Source organism: Anaeromyxobacter soli, from assembly GCF_022808855.1.
Classification (GTDB): domain Bacteria; phylum Myxococcota; class Myxococcia; order Myxococcales; family Anaeromyxobacteraceae; genus Anaeromyxobacter; species Anaeromyxobacter soli.
The window spans coordinates 1-21,243 of sequence record NZ_JAKZLF010000055.1; the positions used below are offsets into that span (position 1 = coordinate 1).

Annotated in this window: 19 protein-coding genes; 9 read left to right on the forward strand and 10 right to left on the reverse strand. The window is 74.9% G+C overall.

All coding sequences use genetic code 11. From position 1 onward, the window contains the following. Window positions 1-19: 19 nt before the first annotated feature. The 10 genes from lepB to MLV88_RS22735 form a co-directional block, all read right to left on the reverse strand. Entirely contained in the window at window positions 20-709 is a 690-nt protein-coding gene (lepB, locus tag MLV88_RS22690; RefSeq protein ID WP_242356328.1) for a signal peptidase I, read from the reverse strand. A 14-nt stretch (window positions 710-723) separates the two neighbouring features. Continuing rightward, on the reverse strand, window positions 724-1,953 hold the full coding sequence (locus tag MLV88_RS22695) for an ABC transporter permease (RefSeq protein WP_242356326.1): 1,230 nt from the start codon (window positions 1,951-1,953) through the stop codon (window positions 724-726). After that, a complete protein-coding gene (locus tag MLV88_RS22700) occupies window positions 1,950-3,212 on the reverse strand; it encodes an ABC transporter permease (RefSeq protein ID WP_242340053.1) in 1,263 nt (420 codons plus the stop codon). Before MLV88_RS22700 ends, MLV88_RS22695 begins: the two co-directional genes overlap by 4 nt. Then, window positions 3,209-3,937 carry an ABC transporter ATP-binding protein gene (locus MLV88_RS22705; RefSeq protein ID WP_242340052.1) on the reverse strand — a complete coding sequence of 243 codons (729 nt, stop codon included), beginning with the start codon at window positions 3,935-3,937 and terminating at the stop codon, window positions 3,209-3,211. The genes MLV88_RS22700 and MLV88_RS22705 overlap by 4 nt, the downstream gene beginning before the upstream one ends. A 2-nt stretch (window positions 3,938-3,939) precedes the next feature. Next, entirely contained in the window at window positions 3,940-5,328 is a 1,389-nt protein-coding gene (locus MLV88_RS22710; protein ID WP_242340051.1) for an efflux RND transporter periplasmic adaptor subunit, read from the reverse strand. Continuing rightward, window positions 5,329-6,672 (reverse strand): TolC family protein, encoded by a 1,344-nt coding sequence (locus MLV88_RS22715; RefSeq protein ID WP_242340050.1) that lies wholly within the window; start codon window positions 6,670-6,672, stop codon window positions 5,329-5,331. A 6-nt stretch (window positions 6,673-6,678) separates the two neighbouring features. Next, the gene (locus MLV88_RS22720; protein WP_242340049.1) at window positions 6,679-7,407 is read right to left on the reverse strand and encodes a YIP1 family protein; all 729 of its coding nucleotides are present in this window, start codon (window positions 7,405-7,407) and stop codon (window positions 6,679-6,681) included. Window positions 7,408-7,880: 473 nt separating this feature from the next. Further along, window positions 7,881-8,360, reverse strand: coding sequence for a DUF1360 domain-containing protein (locus MLV88_RS22725; protein ID WP_242340048.1), 480 nt, complete (start codon window positions 8,358-8,360; stop codon window positions 7,881-7,883). A 110-nt stretch (window positions 8,361-8,470) separates the two neighbouring features. Then, window positions 8,471-9,814, reverse strand: a complete 1,344-nt coding sequence (locus MLV88_RS22730) for an SAM-dependent methyltransferase (protein WP_242356422.1) — start codon at window positions 9,812-9,814, stop codon at window positions 8,471-8,473. 162 nt (window positions 9,815-9,976) lie between these two features. Then, window positions 9,977-10,867: a helix-turn-helix transcriptional regulator gene (locus tag MLV88_RS22735; protein WP_242340046.1), complete on the reverse strand. Its 891-nt coding sequence runs from the start codon at window positions 10,865-10,867 to the stop codon at window positions 9,977-9,979. Between the two features lie 17 nt (window positions 10,868-10,884). Here MLV88_RS22735 and modA point away from each other — a divergent pair, with 17 nt between their 5' ends. From modA to MLV88_RS22780, 9 genes are all read left to right on the forward strand, one after another. Continuing rightward, the gene (gene modA, locus MLV88_RS22740; RefSeq protein WP_242371963.1) at window positions 10,885-11,643 is read left to right on the forward strand and encodes a molybdate ABC transporter substrate-binding protein; all 759 of its coding nucleotides are present in this window, start codon (window positions 10,885-10,887) and stop codon (window positions 11,641-11,643) included. Between the two features lie 3 nt (window positions 11,644-11,646). Further along, window positions 11,647-12,321 carry a molybdate ABC transporter permease subunit gene (modB, locus tag MLV88_RS22745; RefSeq protein ID WP_242340044.1) on the forward strand — a complete coding sequence of 225 codons (675 nt, stop codon included), beginning with the start codon at window positions 11,647-11,649 and terminating at the stop codon, window positions 12,319-12,321. After that, the gene (locus MLV88_RS22750; protein WP_242361585.1) at window positions 12,306-13,409 is read left to right on the forward strand and encodes an ABC transporter ATP-binding protein; all 1,104 of its coding nucleotides are present in this window, start codon (window positions 12,306-12,308) and stop codon (window positions 13,407-13,409) included. Before modB ends, MLV88_RS22750 begins: the two co-directional genes overlap by 16 nt. Window positions 13,410-13,663: 254 nt before the next feature. Beyond that, entirely contained in the window at window positions 13,664-14,968 is a 1,305-nt protein-coding gene (locus MLV88_RS22755) for an inositol-3-phosphate synthase (protein ID WP_242340042.1), read from the forward strand. A 108-nt stretch (window positions 14,969-15,076) separates the two neighbouring features. Next, entirely contained in the window at window positions 15,077-16,246 is a 1,170-nt protein-coding gene (locus MLV88_RS24745; protein ID WP_242371965.1) for a glycosyltransferase family 4 protein, read from the forward strand. A gap of 204 nt (window positions 16,247-16,450) precedes the next feature. After that, window positions 16,451-17,113 (forward strand): 1-acyl-sn-glycerol-3-phosphate acyltransferase, encoded by a 663-nt coding sequence (locus MLV88_RS22765; RefSeq protein ID WP_242361588.1) that lies wholly within the window; start codon window positions 16,451-16,453, stop codon window positions 17,111-17,113. After that, a complete protein-coding gene (locus MLV88_RS22770) occupies window positions 17,110-17,853 on the forward strand; it encodes a lysophospholipid acyltransferase family protein (protein WP_242341335.1) in 744 nt (247 codons plus the stop codon). The genes MLV88_RS22765 and MLV88_RS22770 overlap by 4 nt, the downstream gene beginning before the upstream one ends. Further along, on the forward strand, window positions 17,850-18,530 hold the full coding sequence (locus MLV88_RS22775) for a metallophosphoesterase (RefSeq protein WP_242361594.1): 681 nt from the start codon (window positions 17,850-17,852) through the stop codon (window positions 18,528-18,530). The genes MLV88_RS22770 and MLV88_RS22775 overlap by 4 nt, the downstream gene beginning before the upstream one ends. 120 nt (window positions 18,531-18,650) lie before the next feature. Then, window positions 18,651-21,188 (forward strand): MMPL family transporter, encoded by a 2,538-nt coding sequence (locus MLV88_RS22780; RefSeq protein ID WP_242361597.1) that lies wholly within the window; start codon window positions 18,651-18,653, stop codon window positions 21,186-21,188. Window positions 21,189-21,243 lie beyond the last annotated feature (55 nt).

The window sequence follows — 21,243 nt, forward strand, 5'->3', positions numbered from 1 at the left end:
GGGACGGAGTCCCCCGCTTCTAATGATTCACGAAGTGAAACAGACGGTCCCAGCGCGGCCCGCCCGGACCCCAGGACACGAGCGCGAGCCAGGCGCGGCCCTTGATGCGGCCGACCGGCACCGGGCCGAACACGCGGCTGTCGGCGGAGTGGTCGCGGTGGTCGCCGGCGAGCCACACCGTCCCGTCGGGCACCTTCACCGACGGTACGTCACCGCACGGCAGGTAAGGCGTGCAGAAGGTGTGGTAGCGGTGATCGACGAGCGACTCGACGAAGTCGACGCACGGCTCCTCGCGCCACGGGCCGCCCTCGTTCTTGTTCCAGTAGCTGCAGCGTCCGGGGACGCGCTCGCGCGCCACCGGCGCGCCGTTCACGACGAGGTGGCCGTCCCGGATCTCGACCGTGTCGCCGCCCACGGCGACCACCCGCTTGATGAGGTCGTCGTCGCGCGGGTTCCCGGGCGGCGCGAGGAGCACGACGATGTCGCCGCGCGCCGGGCTGCGCCAGGTGGCCTGCGCCGTCTCGGTGAACGGCAGGCGCGCCCCGTAGGCCCACTTCTCGACGATGACGTAGTCGCCGATCTGCAGGGTCGGGATCATCGAGCCCGACGGGATGTAGACGGCCTCGTAGAGGAACGTCCGGAACGCGAGGACGGCGAGGATGGTGAACGTCCAGCCCCGCACCTCTTTGACGAGCTTCGACCGGTCCACGCGTCCCGCGTCTCCTATTCGGTCCGCATCGCCTCGACGGGGTCGAGCTTCGACGCCCGGGCGGCGGGGTAGATGCCGAACAGGAGGCCTGCCCCGCCCGCGGAGGCGAGGGAGACTATCACCGCCCACGCCGGGATGCTCGCGGGAACTTGCCAGATCTCCCGCGCCCCGAGCGCGAGGCCCGCGCCGAGCAGGACGCCCACGAGCCCCCCGAGGGCCGAGAGGAAGACCGACTCGACGAGGAACTGGGAGAGGATGCGCCGGCGGCGCGCGCCGAGCGCCATGCGGATGCCGATCTCGCGCGTCCGCTCGGTCACCGACACGAGCATGATGTTCATGACCCCGATGCCGCCGACGAGGAGCGCGAGCGCGCACACGCCGAACGTCGCGGCGCCCACCATCTTGGCGAGGTTGTCGAAGAGCTGGGCGGAGGTGTCGTTCGAGAAGATCTCGAAGTCGCTCTCCTCGTGCGGCGCGAGCCCGCGGATGCGGCGGAGCTTCGCCACCACCTCCTCGAGCGCCCTGGGCGCGTCGTCCGGCGTCGTCGCGACCACGGCGATGTTGTTGTTCCGCACCTTCCCGAGCGCGCGCTCGTAGGCGGTCCACGGCACGACCGCCCATCCGTCCTTCGACTGGCCGAGGAGCGAACCCTCGCGCTCGGCGACCCCGATGACCTCGAAGGGCACGCCGCGGACGCGGACCTCCTGGCCGAGCGGATCCTGGCCGGGGAAGAGGATGTCCTGGACGTCGGCGCCGATGACGATGACCCGCCGGCCGAGCTGGACGTCGGTGTGGCTGAGGAACCGGCCGAGGGCGATGTCGACGCCGTTCGCGCGCTCGTAGTCCGGCAGCGCGCCGCAGACGCTGATGTTCTGCTTGGTCGTGCGATCCCGGGTGGCGAGGGCCTCCGGCCGGCGCGCCCACTCCTCGATCGACACGTAGGCGACGTGCGGCAGCTCGCGGAGCGCCTCGCCCTGCTCGCGGGTGAGGTCCGGGCGCCGCTCGTACTTCCGGTGGTCGTGCGGGCCGAACTGGAGCGCGGGCCACTTCTGCACCTGGAAGGCGCCCGCGCCGAGCGCGGCGAAGTCGCTCGTGAGCTTCAGGCGGAACCCCTCGGTGAGCGACATCATCGCGACCACCGTGGACGCGCCGATGACGATGCCGAGCAGGGTGAGCACGGAGCGCAGGACGTTCGCGCGGAGCGTCCCGAGGGCCATCGCGATGGTGTCGAGGAGGGCGGTCATTCGTAGCGCAGCGCCTCCACCGGATCGAGCCGCGCGGCCCGCCAGGCGGGCCACGAGCCGAAGAGGAGCCCCACGCCGGCGGAGAAGCCGATGCCGAGCGCCACCGCCGAGGGCGTCGCCGCGGCGGCGAGCGGCGTGAGGAGCGCGACGAGCTGGGCGACGCCCAGGCCGAGCGCCGTCCCGACCGCCCCGCCGAGCGCCGCCACCACCGAGGACTCGATGAGGAACTGGAGCAGGATCGTGCGCCGCCGCGCGCCCAGGGCGCGCCGCACGCCGATCTCGCGGGTCCGCTCGGTGACCGACACCAGCATGATGTTCATGATGCCGATGCCGCCCACGACGAGCGTGATCATGCCGACGCCGATGGCCACGCCGTAGAGCGCGCCGGTGAGCTGCCGGTACACCTTGAGGAACTGCTCCTGCCGGTTGAGGGCGAAGTCGTCCTTCTTGTCGGGCGGGACCTGCCGCACGCGGCGGAGGATGCCGACGAGCTCGTCCTCGAGCGCGGGGAGGTCCTCCGGCGCGGCGGCGACCGCGATGTTGAGCGAGCGCTTGCCGCCGAGGTCGCGCAGGAAGGTGGTGTAGGGGACGATGACGTTCGCGTCCATGTTCATGCCGAGGAGCTGCCCGCGGCGTCCGATGGTGCCCACCACGGTGAACGGGATCCCGTTCACGACGACCTTCTTGCCGAGCGCGCCCTCCGCCGTGGCGCCCGGGAACAGGCGATCGACGAGCTCCGCGCCGAGCACCACCGTGTTGCGCGAGAGATCGACGTCGATCTCCGCGAGGAAGCGCCCCGCTGCGACGGAGCCCGCGCCGGTCTCGAGGTACTGCGCGTTCGTGCCGATGATCTGGACGGACGAGACCTCCTTCTCGGCGCGCGTCACCGGACCTCTCGTCATCGCCATCGGCGCGATGGCGCTCGCGTGCAGCGCCTCGCGCTGGATGGCCTCGAGCTCGCGGCGGCCCAGGTCCTTGCGGTTGCGCATCTCCCACCACGCGTCGCGCCCCGCCACGAACCAGCCGAACTTGGAGACGTAGACCGTGCCCGCCCCGAGGGTCGAGATCTGCGACTCGAACGACGCGTTGAGGCCCTGGATGATCGCGACGATGGCGATCACCGTCATGACCCCGATGACGATGCCGAGGGTGGTGAGGAAGCTCCGCAGCCGCGCCCCGACGAGGTTCGCGAGGGCGATGCGGACGCCCTCGGAGATCTCCGAGGCCGCGCGGACGAGCCCGCGCCGCAGCCGCCTCATGCGTGCACCACGCGCGCCGCCGTGAGCGTGGCGACCTCCGCGCCCGGCCCGTCGCCGACCACCCGCCCGTCGGTGAGCCGGATGGCGCGGGGGCAGCGCGCGGCGAGCCGCGGCTCGTGGGTGACGAGCAAGATGGTGTGGCCGCGGCGGTGGAGATCGTCGAACAGGCGGATGATCTCCTCGCCGGTGGAGGAGTCGAGGTTACCGGTGGGCTCGTCCGCGAGCAGGAGCGACGGCTCGCCGACGAGCGCGCGCGCGATGGCGACGCGCTGGCGCTGCCCGCCGGAGAGCTCGTTCGGCCGGTGGTGCATGCGGTTCGTGAGGCCGACCGCCGCGAGCGCCGCCTCGGCGCGGTCCCGGCGCTCGCGCCGGGAGACGCCGCGGTAGACGAGCGGGAGCTCGACGTTGGCGAGCGCGGTGGCGCGGGGGAGGAGCTGGAACGTCTGGAAGACGAAGCCGATCTCCTTGTTGCGAAGGTCGGCGAGGGCGTCGTCGGCCAGCCCCTGCACGTCGGCGCCGTTCAGCCGGTAGCTGCCGGAGCTCGGCGTGTCGAGGCAGCCGATGAGGTTCATGAGCGTCGACTTGCCCGATCCCGACTGGCCGACGATCGCCACCCACTCGCCGCGCTCGATCGCGAAGGAGACGCCGTCGAGCGCGCGGACGGTCTCTCCGCCCACCTCGTAGTACCGGCAGAGGTCCTCGACGAGGATCAGCGCGTCGTCCACGGCTAGCCCTTCCCCTTCGGCCCCTTCGCCCCCGGGACCTCCTCGGTGACGGGCTTCCCGTCGGCGAGCTCTCGCGAGAGGACGCGGTACGGCCCCTCGACGACCTTGTCGCCCTCCGCGAGCCCCTTCACGATCTCGATCTCGGTGTCGCTCGCGAGCCCGGTCTCGACCTCGCGCACCTTCGCGACGCCGCCGTCCACGACGAAGACCACCTTGCGGAGCGGCTCGCGGCGCGGCTTCTTGCCGGGCTTCGCCGGCGCGCCGCCGTTCTCCTGCGGCGGGTCCTCCTGGGCGGCCCCCTTCCCGCCGGCCCGCAGCTCCTTCTCCGGCCGCACGGTGACCGCCTGGATGGGCACCACCACCGCGCCGTCGCGGGTGTCCGTGGCGATCGCGGCCTGCGCGCTCATGCCGGGGAGCGCCCCCGGCACGCGCTCCGTGAGCGCGAGCCGGACGACGAACGTCGTCACCTCGCCCTCCGTGCCCGCGTTCTTCACGGTGGCGTTCCGCGCGACCTCGACCACCTGGGCCGGGAACTTCCGCTCCGGGATGGCGTCGATGTCGATGTCGGCGGTGTCGCCCTCCTTCACGAACACCACCTCGTGCTCGCCGACCTCCACGTTCACCTCCATCTGCGACAGGGTGGAGATGACGACGATGACGTCCTCGGAGAAGTCGGAGCCGCGCACGCGCTCGCCGACCTGCTTCTGGCGCTTCGTCACGACGCCGTCGATGGGCGCCGTGAGCGTGGTGAGCGAGAGGAGGTGGCGCGCCTCGCGCAGCGCCGCGTCGGCCTGCTCGATCCGCCCGCGGGCGGCGTCGGCCCGGGCGCGCTCGCCCTGGACCTTGGCGCGGGCCTGCTCCACCTCCGCCGTGCTCGCGTTGCCGCTCTGCGCGAGCCGCTCGACGCGCCCGAGCTCCTGCTCGAGCTGCGTCACGTTCACGTTCTGCGACTGGAGGTCGGCCGCGGCCGAGGCGCGCGCCGCGTCCTGCTGCGAGACCTGGGCCGTGTAGCGGCGCGCGTCGATGCGACCGAGCACCTGCCCCTTCTTGACGAGATCGCCCTCCTTCACGTTGAGCTCGAGGAGGTCGCCCGAGATGTTGGAGGACAGCTTCACCTCGGTCGCCGCCTGGAGCTTCCCGGCGGCGGTGACGATGCGGGTGATGCTGCCCTTGCGCGCGGTGATCGCCTGGATCGCGACCGGCGGCGCCGGGCGCGGCCGGAGCGAGAGGACCGTGATCGCGGCGACCGCGAGGACGAAGAGGGTCGCGACGATCCGCTTCGTCCAGCTCATGCGGATCCGCGGCGGAGGGCGGGCGAGGACGGGCCCCTCGGGCGCGGGGCGCTCGGCGGGCTCGGGGGCGGGCATCGATGCGGGGTTGTGCGTCGCCATCTAGATGGGTCCTCCCGCGGCGCGCGCGAGATCCGCGATCGCGACCGCGTGATCGATCCTCGCCTCGACGAGCGCGAGCTCGGCCTGGGTCAGCTTCAGGGAGGCGTCGCGCAGCTCGAGCTGCGTCGCGAGGCCGGCGTCGAGCCGCTCCCGCGCGAGCGCGAGCCCCTGCTCCGCCATCCGCAGGTTGTCGGTGGCGAGGGAGACCTGCCGCGCGCGCGCCTCGGCGAGCGCGCGGGAGTCGGTGATCTCCTTCGCGACCGCGTCGAGGGTCCGCTCCGCCGAGGCGCGGGCGCGCCGCGCGAGGCTCTCGGCGCGCTGCACCTCCGCGGAGGTGCGGCGGCCCTCGAACAGGTTCCACGACGCGACGAGCTGCACGCTCGCCGTGTAGTCGCGCGAGGGGTCGGAGTACACGCCCCCCTTGCCCGCGAGCTCCACGCCGTTGCGGTTGTAGCCGGCCTGCACGTCCAGCCGCGGCAGGTAGCCCGCCTGCGCGATGCGGATCGCCGCGTCGGCCGCCTCGACGCGCGCGCGCTCCGCGGCGAGCGCGGGGCGGCGCTCGCGGGCCGCGGCGAGCACCGCCTCGGCGGGCGGCGGCGCGCCGGGGGCGCCGGCCGCAGGATCGAGCGTCGCGGGCGGCACGACGCGCGCCAGGAGCGCCTCCTCGCCGAGCACCTGCGCGAGCGCGGAGCGCGCCTGCGCGACGAGGGCGCGCTGGCGCTCCACGTTGATGAGGTCGTTCCCGAGGTTCACGCGCGCGCTGTAGGTGTCGCTCTTCGGCGCGCGGCCCGCGGCGTAGAGCGCGTCGGAGCGATCGACGAGGTCCTTCGAGCGGGCGGCGGTGTTCTCGAGCACGGCGAGGCTCCGCTCCGCGCGGACCACCTCGTAGAAGCGGCGCGTGACGTCGAAGGCGGTGGCGAGCGCGGCCTCGTCGTACTGCCGCTCGGCGGCGCTCCGGCTGAAGCCGGAGCGCCGCACGTCGTTCAGGGTCGCCCAGTCGAACACGGGCTGGGTGAGCTGGAGCCCGAGCGAGTAGGCCTCGGTGTCGGAGGCGAGACCGGTCTGGACCACCTGGCCGGTGCTGGGGTCGTAGATGGCGCCCGCCTCTGAGGAGCGGCCGATGAAGCTGTGGCCGACCGACGAGGAGAGGTCGAGGCGCGGCAGCGCGCCGGCGACGCTCGCGGTCCGCTCGGCGCGGGCGAGGTCCGCGTCGGCGCGGGAGATGGCGAGCTCGGGGTTCGCGCGCGCCGCGAGCGCGAGCGCGTCGTCGAGCGTGAGGGCGCTCTCGGCGGCCGCGGGGGCGGCGAGCGCGAGCGCGAGCGCTGCGGCGATGGGACGGGCCAAGGCGGCTCAGCCTCCTCTCGGGCCGCCGAAGGCGGCGGCAGGGACGACCTTCAGCAGGGCGACGTAGGCGGCGTAGAGGACGATGGTGACGGTGAAGGCGCGGGCGCGCGAGGCGCCGGCGGCGCGCGCCATGCCGGTCGCGACGAGCACGACCGCCCAGAGCGCGAAGAGGTCGACGGCGGAGAGCGCGGCCGCGAGCGGCGGCGCTGCCCCCGACGCGAGGGCCGCCAGGCTCGAGGGCAAGAGCCGCGGCACCTCCTCCGGAGCGAGGGGCGCCCGGGCCACCGCGGCGGGGATCGCGAAGAGGCCGCCGAGCCACACGGGCAGCATCCCGTGCGAGGCGACCGCGAACGTCTCCTTGAAGCCGGGGCGGGTCCCCGCGACGCGGAAGCCCGCGAACAGGCCCGCCGCGGCGCCGAGGGCGAGGAGCGCCGGCGAGAGCGCCGCGCCGGCCCAGCCCGCGATGTGCCCGAGCTTGCGCGCGGTCGCGACCGCCTCCTCGCGCTGGAACTGCGTCATCTCCTGCGCCTCGGGGCCGCGCGCGCCCCGCTCGGCGGCGGCGGCGTAGTCGAGGCGGGGGAGCAGCACCGCGGCGAGGACGAGCGAGGCCAGGGTGGCGACGCCCAGGGCGGTGAGCGAGCGGCGCCGCTCGGCCACCTCGGCGATGCCGGCCGCCGGGGAGGTGAGCGCGCGAGCGACGACGGATCCGTCCTGGAGGAGCTCGGTCGTGGTCATGGCGAGGGGTGCGTACGGGCCCTTACGTAGCCGGTGCGGGGCGTATTTCACGCAGCCCCGCCCGGCTGTCAAAAGAACAGGGAGACGGAGCGACCCTCGGCGTGACGGCGGGACCGCGCCCGCGCAGCCGGGCCAGCGGGGAGGCTCGTCCCGGCCGCTCGCGGCCGCGTGCTCTCAGTGAAGCGGGGGAACGGCGAGCTCATGGTGGCGGAGCATCCCCCGGCGCGGTTGCGAACGCACGTCCTCGACGTGAAGAAAAGTGAAGGGCGGTGGGCCTTCCGGCCTCACCGCCCTCCAGCCCGTGAGGGCGACGGGCACGTTCTCGCGCCCACCTGCCTCACTGGTCCCCCCCGGTTCCCCTCGCACGAGAATGATCGACACCCCTCAGGCATCGGGCAACCGCCTACACTTGCGGCTGCAGCCACGCTGCCGTGGGCCGGCGCAGCGCACCACCGGGCGTGCGCTCCCAGTGCTCAGTGACGTCGCGAAGCGGCCGCTCGCTCGTCCGCCGCATCCTCCGCCTGGCGGCGCGGCGAATCGTCGCCTCCCTCGCGCAAGGCCTCCGCCCGCTCGCGCACGAGCCGCGTCGCCGCCTCCTCCGTCCGCTGCTGGCGACGCACGAGCCCCTGGCTCTCATCCACGAACCAGAAGGCGACGCGCATGAACGCGGCGATCACCACCACGAGGACGGACGAGAGGAACACGTCGAGGATCGTGGAGGCGAGACCCCAGCGCGGCGTCACGCGGACGTAGACCGCGCCGGTGAGCGGAACGAGCACGAAGGCGATCCAGTGGGACACGCAGTAGGGGCACGAGACGAGGTAGCCGAGCCACGTCTCCTTGCCGCCGAGCGCGTTGCGGAGGGGCTCGAACACCTTCTCCTTCGCGATCGTCTGGGCGAGGCCCATCACGACCGCCGACACGACGAGGAGGTGGAAGACGCGTTCCGCCATGGCCTCCTGCACAGGTAGCGACGCGGACCGCGCGCGGCATCACGCGGCGCCTGCCCGCACGGAGGGCGCTCCGGCGGCTCCGTTCTCCGCGAGGCCCGCGGCCCGGCGGATCAGCGGCCCGCGCCCGCCTGCGGAGGCGCCGCGGCGAGGGTGCGCGTGAGCGGCAGCCCGCTCGCCCCGCGGGACGGCTTCACGTAGAGCGCCTGGAACACCGTGTTCTGCGCGCGGTCGAAGTCGTCCGCGGCGCCCGCCATGTACAGACGCCAGATCCGGTACGCCGCGGGGCCCACGAGGCGCTGGGCCTCCTCGCTGCGGCGCTCCAGGCGCGAGATCCAGTGGCGCAGTGTGAGCGCGTAGTGCTCGCGCAGCGACTCCACGTCGCGGAGCTCGAGCCCCGCCGCGACCGCCGCGGCCGCGGTCTCGTGCAGGAACGGCAGCTCACCGTCGGGGAAGACGTACTTCTGCACGAACCCGCCCACGCGGAGGAGCCTCGAGCGCAGCCCGTGATCGCGCGGCACCGCGGGCGAGATGCCGTGGTTCAGGAACAGGCCGCCCGGGCGGAGGAGCCCGAACGCCTGGCGGAAGTACGTCTCGAGGCGCGCGACGCCGACGTGCTCGACCATCCCGACGCTCACCAGCTTGTCGAAGCGCTCGCCGGAGAGCGCGCGGTAGTCGGCCACCTCCACGCGGCAGCGGTCGCCGAGACCGCGCGCGGCGATCCGCTCGCGCGCGAGCGCCGCCTGGGCCGGGCTGAGCGTGATCCCCAGCGCCGAGACGCCGTGGCGCTCGGCCGCCCAGGTGACGAGCCCACCCCAGCCGCAGCCGATGTCGAGGAGGCGATCCCCGGGCGCGAGGCGGAGCTTCCTGCAGACGAGCTCGAGCTTCGCCTCCTGCGCCTCGTCGAGCGAGCGGGTGGGCTCCTCGAAGTAGGCGCACGAGTAAACCATCCGCGCGTCCAGCCACAGCGCGTAGAAGTCGTTGCCGGCCTCGTAGTGGTGGCGCACCGCCTCGGCGTCGCGATGCGGCGTGTGCTTCCCGCCGCGGAGGTGCGCCGCGCGCGCGAGCGGCGCGGCCGAGGCGCGGCGGAAGAGCGCGGTCGCGAGCGGCGCGAGGGCGAGGAGCTCGCGCGGGCCGACGCGCAGCCGGTCCCGCAGCGAGATCGCGTGGACGAGGTCGCCCTCGACGTCCCAGTCGCCGCGGACGAACGACTCGGCCAGCGTGAGCTCGCCCGGCGGCCAGAACATCCGCAGGAGCGAGGCGGGGTGCGTGAGCACGAGGACGAAGCGCGCCTCGAGCCCCGCGGCGGGGGGGAGTGTCTCGCCGGTCCAGAGGCGGACGGCGAAGTCGCGGGGGCCGAGCGGCGCGAGCAGCACCTCGAGCGCGCGGAGCGTGCTCCGAGTGTCCGAGGCCGCCGGGATGCGGTGGCGCTCGAGGGCTCGCGCAGGGGTCGCCATGGCGTCCTCCGATGCGGTGGTCGATGAGCGCCGCGGCGGCGGCGCGCAGGGGCCTTCCGGGTCGCCCGTGCGAGGTTCCCCGCCGGACGGGCGAGCGCGCGCCCGATGGGCCGGGGGCGCGAGCGCAGCGGGAGGGATCCGCCCGCGCTGGCAGCGCCGCCATCACGCCGCGTCGTAGCGGATGTCGCCCGCCCCCGCGGCGTCGTAGCCCGGGACCTCTCGCGCCGCGAGCGCGAACGCCGCCGACTGGGCCACCTCGCACAGCCGCACCACGCGCGGATCGCCGAGGTCGCTCGCGCGCACGAGCAGGCCGTACGGCTCGCGGGCGAGCGGGCGGAACGCGAGCCCGAGCCGCGCGGCCCACGCAGCCGAGGCGAGGCCGACGTCGGCCCGGCCCGCGGCGACCGCCGCGGCGACCTCGGCGTGCGAGGCGAGGAGGATCGCGCCGGCGTGCGCGGCGGAGGGGTCCAACCCGGCCTCCGCGAGCGCCGCGTCGAGGTGGGCGCGGACGCCGGCGGTGGGTGGGCGCGAGACGAGCCGGAGCCCGGCGAGCGCGGAGAGGGGAGGCACCTCGCGGCCTGCGCGCGCGACGAGCCCGACCTCGCGAGAGACGAGGTGCACGCGCGCGAGCCGCTCGCCGTCGAGCTCCGGCGGGAACGCACCGGCGTGGGCCCCGGCCGCGAGCACGGCCCGCCGGCGCAGGAGCGCGAGCCCCTCGCCCATGTCGGCGGGGACGAGCCCGAGCACCGGCTCGCCGCGGTCGCGCGCGAGGCGCAGGAGGAGCTCGACCGCGACGTCGCCGTTCGCGGCGACGAGCGGCGGCGCGAGCGGGGCCGCGCCGCCCCTCGGGCCAGAACCGTCGGAGCCTGTCGCCTGCGCGCCCGTGCGAGCCGCCCAGCCGAGGACGTCGTCCCGCTCGAACCGCCACTCCGCCCCCACCCGGCGGGCTGGCAGGCCCCGCTTGAGGAGCCTGTAGACCTGCTTCGGGTGGACGCGGAGGAGCTGCGCGACCTCTTCGGTGGTGAGGAGCGAGTTCGCCACGAGGAACAACATGCTACCATGTTCTCCGAATGCGTTACCTGATGCTCCTCCTGGCGGTGCTGGCTGGTCCCGCCCGGGCCGTCGCAGAGCGCCAGCCGCTCGCCGTCGCGGCCGCCGCGAACCTGAAGCCGGCGCTCGACGAGCTCGTGCAGGCGTTCCAGGCGAGCCGGCCGGAGGCGACGGTGAGGGTGACCTACGGCGCCTCGGGCGCGTTCTTCGCCCAGATCCGGAGCGGCGCCCCGCTCGACCTGTTCTTCTCCGCAGACCGCGAGTACCCGCAGAAGCTCGTCGAGGCGGGGCTCGCGCAGGGGGAGGTCGTCTACGCCATCGGCCGGCTCGCGGTGTGGGTCCCCGCACGCTCGCGCCTCGACCTCGAGCGGCGCGGCCTCGCCGCGCTCGCGGATCCCGCCGTCCGCAAGGTGGCGCTCGCGAACCCGGCCCTCGCGCCCTACGGGCGGGCGGCGGAGGCGGCGCTCCGGGCCGCGGGCGTGCTCGACGCCGTGAGGCCGAAGCTCGTGCTGGGGACGAGCGTCGCGCAGGCCGCCCAGTTCGCCCTGACGGGCGCCGCGGACGCGGCGCTCCTGCCGCGCTCGCTCGCGAGCGCTCCGGAGCTCGCCGCCGCCGGCCGGAGCGTCCCGGTGCCGGACGCGCTCTCCGCGCCCATCGAGCAGTCCGCCGTCGTGCTCGGAGCCGCGCACGCCCCCGCGCTCGCCCGCGACCTCCTCGCCTTCGTGCGGGGCGCCGAGGGCCGGCGCATCCTCGCCCGCCACGGCTACGCGCTCCCCTGAGGCATGGATCTCCAGGCCCTCAGGCTCTCGCTCTGGCTCGCGACGCTCACCACGCTCGCGCTGGTCCTGCTCGGGCTCCCGCTCGCGCACTGGCTCGCGACCACGCGCTCGCGCCTGCGCTTCGCGGTCGAGGCGGTGGTGGCGCTGCCGATCGTGCTGCCGCCGACGGTGCTCGGCTTCTACCTGCTCGTCGGGCTCGCGCCGCGGACCGCCGCCGGGCGCGGCTTCGAGGCGCTCCTCGGCCACCCCTTCCCGTTCTCGTTCGCGGGGCTGCTCGTCGCCTCGGTCCTCTACAGCCTGCCCTTCGCCGTGCAGCCGTTCGCCGCCGCGCTCTCGGGCGTGGACCGGCGCCTCGTCGAGGCCGCGCACACGCTGGGAGCCTCTCCGCTCGCCACCTTCTTCCGCGTGACGCTCCCGCTCGCCTGGCACGGCGTGCTCGCCGGCGCCGTGCTCGCCTTCGCGCACACCCTCGGCGAGTTCGGCGTCGTGCTGATGGTGGGCGGGAACGTGCCGGGCGAGACGCGCACGCTCTCCATCGCGCTCTTCGAGCAGGTCGAGGCGCTCGACTACGCCGCCGCGAACCGCACCGCGGCCTTCCTCCTCGCCGCCTCGTTCCTGGTCCTCGTCGCCGTCCACGCGCTCCAGCAGCGGAGGTTCCCGCGATGGGACGCACGCTGAGCCTCGACGTCGAGCGCCGCTTCGCGGCCGGCCCGGTCGTCCGCGCCCGGGTGGAGCTCCCGCTCCAAGGCGGGCTCGTCACCGTGCTCTTCGGCCCCTCCGGCTCGGGCAAGACGACCGTCCTCCGCCTCCTCGCCGGCCTCGATCGGCCGGACGCGGGCGAGATCCGCATGGCGGGCGAGACCTGGGCGGACGCGGCGACCGGCGCCTTCGTGCCGCCGCAGCGCCGCGGCGTCGGGCTCCTCTTCCAGGACCACGCGCTGTTCCCGCACCTCACCGTGGCGGGGAACGTCGCCTTCGGGCTCTCGGCGACGCCGCGCGCCGAGCGCGCCGCGCGGGTGCGGGAGGTCGCGCAGCGGATGGGGATCGCGGAGCTGCTCGACCGCCGGCCCGCCGCGCTCTCCGGCGGGCAGCGCCAGCGCGCCGCGCTCGCGCGCGCCCTCGCGCCGCGGCCGCGGCTCCTGCTCCTCGACGAGCCGCTCTCCGCCCTGGACGCGCCCACCCGCGAGCGGCTGCGCGGCGAGCTGCGCGCGCTCCTCGAGTCCTCTGGCGTACCCGCCATCGTGGTCACGCACGATCGCACCGAGGCGCTCGCGCTCGGCGACCGCATGGTGGTGCTGGCGCAGGGCGGCGTGCGCCAGGTCGGGCCGGTGCACGAGGTGTTCAGCGCGCCCGCCGACGTGGAGGTCGCGCGCATCGTCGGCACGGAGAACGTGCTCCCGGGGCGCATCGCCGCGCGCGAGGGCGGGCTCGCGACCGTGCTCGCCGGCGCGGTGGTGCTCGTCGGCGTCGATCCCGGCGGGCTCGAGGGCGAGGCCTACGCCTGCGTGCGCGCGGAGGACGTGGTGCTCGAGGACGCGGCGCCGCACGGCTCGTCCGCGCAGAACCGGTTGCCCGGGGTGGTCGTCGCGCGCCTCGAGGAGGGCCCCCTCGTGCGCGTCGCGGTGGACTGCGGAGCGCGCCTCGTCGCGCTCGTCACGCGCCGCTCCGCCGACGCGCTCGCGCTCGTCCCCGGCCGCGCGGTCGTCGCGCGTGTGAAGGCACCCTCGGTACGGATCGTGCCGCGCGCGCCGGCGGCGGGCGGGTAGCGGCGCCGGCTCCTCGCCGCGCGGCGCGTTCGCGGTGCGCGTTCGCGCACGCTCCTCGCACGCCGAACCCATCCCACTCGCATCGGCTCCCCCGAACGCGGCCGAGCAGGCGCGACCCCGACATGCCGGGGAGCGGGTGCACGACCACTCGGCCCCTTCCGCCGCGGCGCACCATGCGATAGAAACCGCGCTCAACCGTCGGCCGTGCCCCTTCCTGGTGCAGGAGCAGGCGGTCAGCCTACGAGGAACCACACATGAAGACCGGTTTGGGGGTTAGGCCCGTGCGGAAAGGCGAGAAGCTCGCCGTCCTTCTGCCCGGCATGGGTGCCGTGGCGACGACCGCTGTCGCCGGCGCGATCGCCGTGCGGCGGAAGCTCGCTTCCCCGATCGGCTCGCTGACGCAGCTCGGCCACCTGATCGACGAGCGGGGCGAGGTCGGTCCGCGCGTCTCCGACGTGCTCCCGCTCGCGAGCCTCGACGACCTCGTGTTCGGCGGCTGGGATCCCATCCCCGACGACGCGTACGCCGCGGCGAGCCGCGCGAAGGTGCTCGGCCACGAGCACCTCGACCCGATCCGCGCCGAGCTCGAGGCGGTGAAGCCCATGCCGGCGGTGTTCGACAAGGAGTGGGTCCGCCGGCTCGACGGGCCGAACGTGAAGAAGGGCTCGCTGCGCCAGAAGGCGGAGGAGCTCCAGGCCGACATCCGCGGCTTCATGCAGAAGAACGGCTGCGCGCGCGGCGTGATGGTGTGGACCGGCTCCACCGAGGTCTACGCGCAGGTCGGCGCCGCCCACCTGTCCTTGAAGGCGTTCGAGGCGGCGCTCGACAAGAGCGATCCGACCATCGCGCCGTCGATGATCTACGCGTACGCCGCGCTCAAGTGCGGCATCCCGTTCATGAACGGCGCGCCGAACCTCTCGCAGGACACCCCCGCGCTCCAGGAGCTCGCCGAGCGCGAGGGCGTCGTCACGGGCGGCAAGGACTTCAAGACCGGCCAGACCCTGATGAAGACGACGATCGCGCCGATGCTCCGGGCGCGGCTCCTCGGCCTCGACGGGTGGTTCTCCACGAACATCCTCGGCAACCGCGACGGCGAGGTGCTCGACGACGCCGCGAGCTTCAAGACGAAGGAGGTCTCGAAGCTCGGCGTGCTCGACCAGATCCTCGACCCGCGCCGCCACCCCGAGCTCTACGGGGACATGGATCACAAGGTCACGATCCACTACTACCCGCCGCGCGGCGACAACAAGGAAGGCTGGGACGCGATCGACATCGTGGGGTGGCTCGGCTACCCCATGCAGATCAAGGTGAACTTCCAGTGCCGCGACTCGATCCTCGCGGCGCCCATCGTCCTCGACCTCGCGCTCCTCGCCGACCTCGGTCAGCGCGCGGGCGAGAAGGGTGCGCAGGAGTGGCTCTCGTTCTTCTTCAAGAGCCCCGTCGTGGCCCCCGGCCACTCGCAGGTGCACGACCTCTTCCAGCAGCAGACGAACCTGCACGCCCAGCTCCGCCGCTACGCGCAGGCCGTCGCGGCGGCGTCGCAGAGCAAGGTCGGGTAGCCGCGCGCGGCCGCCCCTCCTGCTAGAGTGGGCCCCGCCCGCCTTCGCGGGCGGCGGGGCCACCTCGGCGCGGCGGCCGCTGCGCGCAATAGCTCCGGGTGTCCCCCCGTGCGCATCTGCATCGTCACGCCGTACGACCTCTCGCACGAAGGCGGCGTGAACCGGCACGCGCAGGCGCTCGCCCGCGCCATCGGCGGCGAGGGGCACGAGGTGCGCGTCCTCGGTCCCGCGAGCGGGGCGGTGCCGGACGGCTGCGACGGCGTGCCGGGCGTGGTCCCGGTGCCGGCGAACGGCTCGGTGGCCCGGATCGGCCTGCTCCAGTCGGCGAGCGCGACCCGCGCGTACCTGGAGGCCGGCCGCTTCGAGCTCCTCCACGTGCACGAGCCCATCGTCCCCGGGCCCGGACGGCACGCCCTTCGCCTGGCGCGCGTCCCCGTGGTGGCGACGTTCCACGCCAACGCCGAGCGTGAGCTGCCGCTGCAGCGTGCGCTCCGCGCCGTCGCCTCGGCGGGCCTCTCGCGCATCGACGCGGGGATCGCCGTGTCCCGGGCGGCCAAGGCGTTCTCGCGCACCATCTACCGCGGCCGCACCGCGGTGATCCCGAACGGCGTGGACCTCTCGCGCTTCGCCGCCGCCTCGGCGGCCCGGCCCCCGCGTCCGGCGGACGAGCCCGCGGGCGGGGCGGTCCGCGTGCTGTTCGTGGGGCGCTTCGCCGAGCCGCGGAAGGGCTTCTCCGTCCTCCTCGACGCGGTGGCGCTGCTCCGCGCGCAGGGGCGCGGCGTCGAGGTGGACGTCGTCGGCGCCGGCGCGACGGAGCGGTTCCGCGCGCGCGCCGCCCACCTCGGCGTGAGGTTCCGCGGGCGCCTCGAGGACGCCGCGCTCGCCGAGGCCTACGCGCGGGCGGACGTGTTCTGCGCGCCGTCGCTCGGGGGCGAGAGCTTCGGGATGGTGCTCGTCGAGGCGATGGCCGCGGGCTGCCCGGTGGTCGCGAGCGACCTGCCCGGCTACGCGGAGGCGGCGCGCGGCGCCGCGCTGCTCACGCCGCCCGGGGATCCCGGCGCGCTCGCGGTGGCGCTCTGGCGCGCCGCGGTGGATCGCGACCTGCGCGCGAAGCTCGCCCTGCGCGGTCGGGCGCGCGCGAACGCGCTCTGCTGGAGCCGCGTCGCCGCCCGGGTGCTGCACGTCTACGCGCAGGCGGTCGCGCGGGCCGCGCTCCCGGGCGCGGCGAGCACCGCCCTCGAGGAGGCCCGGCCGCGCGCGGCGGTGCGGCCGGTGTAACGACCGAGCATGAGTCGGAAACAGTCAACGAGCGAAGCGAGCCCGCCGGGGCGCCACCGCGACAGCGGCGAAGCCGCCCGCGGTGGCGCACGGGACCCGGCGAGCCGGGGTGGGCCCCCGACGAGCTCTGCTCGGCGGGGCGGGGGCGCAGCCCCCGTCAGAACATCTCGCTTTCCCCGGACCTGGCGGCAGACGGCGGTGCTCGTGCCGCTCGCGCGCGCGCTCCGCCTCTACTACCGCCCGCGCGTGCACGGCCTCGAGGCGGTCCCCGCGGACCGGCCGGTGATCTACGTCGCGAAGCACCCCCGCACCTGGCTCTACCTCGAGACGATGCTGCTCGGCCTCGTGTCGTTCTGGGACACGGGGCGCGTGCCGTTCCGGCCGATGGAGAAGCGCGGCACCTCGCTGCATCGGCTGCCGGCGCTCGGCTGGGTGCGCCGGCACGTCGGCACCATCGAGGCGACGGAGGAGGCCGCGCTCGCGGCGCTCGCGGGCGGCGAGTCGGTGCTCGTCTTCCCCGGCGGGGCGCGCGAGCTGTACGGGCCGGCCGACGCCCTCGACTGGAAGGGGCGGCGCGGCTACGCGCGCATCGCGGCGCGGGCGGGCGTGCCGGTCGTGCCGGTCGCCATGGCGGGCGCGGACCAGCAGCACCCGCTGCGCCTCCCCCTCGGCCGCGGGCATAGCGCGTGGCTCCCGCCCCTGCCGCTGCCGGTGCCGCTCGACTACTGGTTCGGCGCGCCGCTCGCCCCGCCCGCGAGCGCCGAGGCCACCCTGGTCGGCGCCTTCGCCGACGCGGTCGCCGCGGCGACCGAGGCGCTCGTCGGCCGCGCGTCGGCCGCGCGCCGCAGCCCCTGGAGCCTCACGTGACGTATCCCGCCGCGCCGCCGCCCCCCATCGACGCCGAGCGCTGGTACTACCGGGGCGCCTACCTCCCCTGGGCGCGGGCGCTCTCCAGGTACCACCGGATGACGCTCGAGGGGCCGCCGCCGCCGGAGGGGCCGTGCATCTACGTGGCCCTGCACGGCGCGGGCTACCTCGTGCTCGACCTCGTGCTGGCCGGCTACCACATCGCCTGGAAGCGCTGGCACGAGCGCGGCGGCCCGCGCACGCCGCTCCGCATCGTGGCGGCCGAGTCGCGCATCGAGAAGGCGCTGCCGGGCCTGCCCGTGCTGAAGCGCCACTTCGGCCTCATCGACCCGAGCGAGGAGAGCTGCCTCGCCGTGCTGCGCCGCGGCGAGCAGCTGCTCGTGACGCCCGGCGGGATGCGCGAGGCGCGACCGGCGCGCGACTTCTACCGGCTCCGCTGGGACGGCCGCCACGGCTTCGTCCGACTCGCCCTCGAGGCCGGCGTGCCGATCGTGCCGCTCGCGGTGGTAGGCGGCGCGGAGGCGTACCCCGGCTTCCGCGTGAAGCGGCTCTCGTTCTGGTCGCCGCTGCCGCTGCCCGCCCGGCTCCAGGCCGCGCTCGGTGAGCCGATCCCGGTGCCTCACGCGCCGGGGCGCGGGCGGGAGCGTGCGCTCGTCGAGCCCCTCCACGCGCTCGCGCGCGAGCGAACGCAGGCGCTCTACGACGCGCTCCTCGCGCGGCGAGGAGCGAGCGGGCGGTGACGATCTGGATCGCGAGCGACTGGCACCTCGCGCCGCAGACCCCGGTCGCGTCGCGAGGGCTCGCGCGCGCGTTCCTCGCCCGGGCGCGGGAGGCGGGCGTCCGGGTCGTCCTCAACGGCGACGTCTTCGACGTCCTCTTCTCCGGCGAGGGGAGGGCCGAGGCGGCGCACCCCGAGGTGGTCCGCGCGATCGCCGCGCTGTCGGCCGAGGGGAGGCTCGAGCGCACGGCGGGGAACCACGACCCCGCCGCCGGTCCCGAGCAGCTCGTGCTCGACGCGCCGGCGATCGGGCGCGTGCTCGTCGCGCACGGCCACGCCGCGGACCCGATCAGCCGCTCGCCCATCGGGCGGCTCGGCGACGGCATCTCCCGCCGCTTCGGGCGGCTGACGCTCGTCCGCGGCGCCGCGCGCACCGTGGAGGCCCTCGCGCGGGTGGTGGCCGAGGAGCGGATGCTCGCGATGTTCCGGCGCCGCTGCCTCGCGCTCGTCGCGCGCGAGGGGTGCGCGCTCGGCGTGTTCGGCCACGTGCACGTCCCCCACCTCCGGCCCGGCGACGCCTACGCGAACGCCGGCGGGCTCACCCCGGACGCGCTCTCGTACGTCGTGCTCGGCGAGGAGGGGGGCGCCCGGCTGGCGCGGCTCGACGCGAAAGAGGCCGCGCGCATCCTCTCCGGGTGACCGGGCGACCCCGGGAACAGCGGGGGTCTGCTGGAATCAAACCGGGGTGAAATGCGGTAGAACACCTGCCCCTGGCGCGTGTGCCCACCGGACGCCCGGGAGAAGGATACGTACCCGACCATGCGACCGTTCGAGCGCTGGGTCTGCTTCGCAGACCGCCACCGCACCCTCCTCCTCACCGTCTGCGCCGTGCTGGCGCTGGCGGGGGGCGTCGGCGCGGTGCGGCTCTACAGCGACCTGCGCCCGGACCTGTCGGAGCTGCTCCCCGCCACGAGCAAGAGCGCGGTCGATCTGGAGAACGTCACCGCGCGCGTGGGCGGGTTCGCCGAGCAGACGGTGATCCTCTCGGGCGCCGACGCGGTGACGCTCCAGCTCTTCGCCGACGATCTCGCCGAGAAGCTCGACGCCGCGCCGAAGGAGCTCGTCCGCTGGGTGGAGTACCGGGTGGACGAGATCGCCGACTTCTACCGGCCGCGCCTGCTGCTCTTCCCGCCGAAGGCGGAGCTCGAGCAGCTGCGCGACGTGCTCGCGGGGCGCGTCGCCTGGGAGCAGGCGAGCCGGGAGGGCAAGGCGGAGGGCGCGGCGCCGGACGTGGAGGGGCTCATCGCGAAGCTCGGCGGCGACCGCAAGGAGCTGCTCGGCCGCTTCCGCGAAGGGTACACGATGGGTCAAGTGCCGGTCCCCGGAAGGCCCGGCGAGAAGATGACGATCCTCGCCATGATCGTCCGGCTCGGCTCGACTCCCGGAGACTACGGCAAGGTCGCGGCGCTGAACGAGCTCGTCCGCAGGACGGTGAAGGAGCTCGATCCGAAGAAGTACGCGCCCGCGCTCGAGGTGAACTACGGCGGGTACGTGACCTCGACCGTGATGGAGCACGACGCGCTCGCCGAGGACCTCGTGTGGGCGACGCTGCTCGTCATCCTCGCCGTCGCGGCGGCGGTGGCGATCTACAACCGCACCTGGAAGGCCGTGCCGGCGGTCGGGATCCCGCTCCTCGCCGGCGTGCTCGCGACGTTCGGCGTCGCCGAGCTCGCGGTGGGGCACCTCAACTCGAACACCGCGTTCCTCGGCTCCATCGTGGTCGGGAACGGCATCAACGTGGGCCTCATCCTCTTCGCGCGCTACCTCGAGGAGCGGCGGCACGGGGCCGGGCCGATCCCGGCCATGCAGACCGCGGTGGGGGCGACCTGGCTCGCGACGCTCACGGCCGCGCTCGCGGCCGGCGTCTCCTACGCCTCGCTGCTCTCCACCGACTTCCGCGGCTTCAACCAGTTCGGGCTCATCGGCGGCGTGGGGATGGCGCTCTCCTGGCTGTTCTCCTACGTCATGACGCCGCCGCTCGTCCTCGCCTGGGAGCGGCGCTCGCCCATCACGCGCGAGGGCCAGCGGCCGTCACGCCCGATCTTCACGCTCGCGCTCTCGCACCTCGTCGAGCGCGCGCCGCGCGTCACCGCGCTCGTGGCGGTCGTGCTCTCGGCGGTCTCGGTCCTCGCCATCGCGCACTTCGCGAAGGACGCGCTCGAGTACGACTTCCGCAACCTGCGCGACGCCTCGGCGATGGAGCGGGGCGGCCCGGGCTGGTGGGACGCGCGCGTCGACGACCTGTTCGGCGAGCACCTCACCCCCACCGCCCTCCTCGCGAGGGACGAGGCCCAGGCGCGCGAGCTCGCGCGCCGCATCGAGGACCACCGCCGCGCGACCCCGGCGACCACCATCGGCTCGGTGATCTCGATCGAGGCCTTCGTCCCCCCTGACCAGGAGGAGAAGCTCCCGGTCGTGCGCGAGATCCGCGCGCTCGCGACGCGCGAGAACCTGTCGTTCCTCCCGCCGGACAGGCGGATGGCGGTCGAGGCGGTGCTCCCGCCCGCGGACCTCCGGCCCTTCGGCGTGATGGACCTGCCCGACGTGCTGCGGCGCCAGCTCACCGAGCTGGACGGGCGCGTGGGTACGCCCGTGCTCGTCTACCCGTCCGGAAAGATCGACGTCTGGAACGGGCGCGACGTGCTCCGCTTCACCCAGGAGCTGCGCGGCCTCGGCCTGCCCGCCGACGCGCCGGTGGCGAGCTCGCTGCTCGTCTTCGCGGACGTGCTCTACGCCATCCAGGCGGACGGCCCGCGCGCGACGGTCCTCTCGCTCGCGGGCGTCGTGCTGCTCGTGCTCGTGGCGTTCGGCCTCGGCAAGCGTTCGGTGCGCTCCCTCGCCGACGCCGGCTGGGTGCTCGCCTCGCTCGCCGTGGGCGTGCTGTGGTTCGGCGGGCTCGCCGGCGTGCTCCACCTGCGCCTCAACATGCTGAACTTCATCGCGCTCCCGATCACCTTCGGCATCGGCGTCGACTACGCCACGAACATCTTCCAGCGGCGGCGCGTCGACAACGCGCGCTCGATCTCCGACATCCTGCGGACGACCGGCGGGGCGGTGGCGCTCTGCTCGCTCACCACGATCATCGGCTACGCCTCGCTCCTCGTCGCGCGCAACCAGGCGCTGTTCTCGTTCGGCCTGCTCGCGGTGCTGGGGGAGCTCGCCTGCCTCGCGGCCGCGCTCGTCGCGCTCCCCGCCGTCTTGCGCTGGCGCGAGCGGAGCGCGGAGCGCCCCGGCGCGGACGCCGGCCGGGGCGCAGGGTCGGACGAGACCGGCGTCGATCTGCGGGCGGCGCGGTGAGCGCTCGGCCGCCGGGTGAGATGCCGGTGAGAGCTCGCGAACGGGCGAGCGAAGC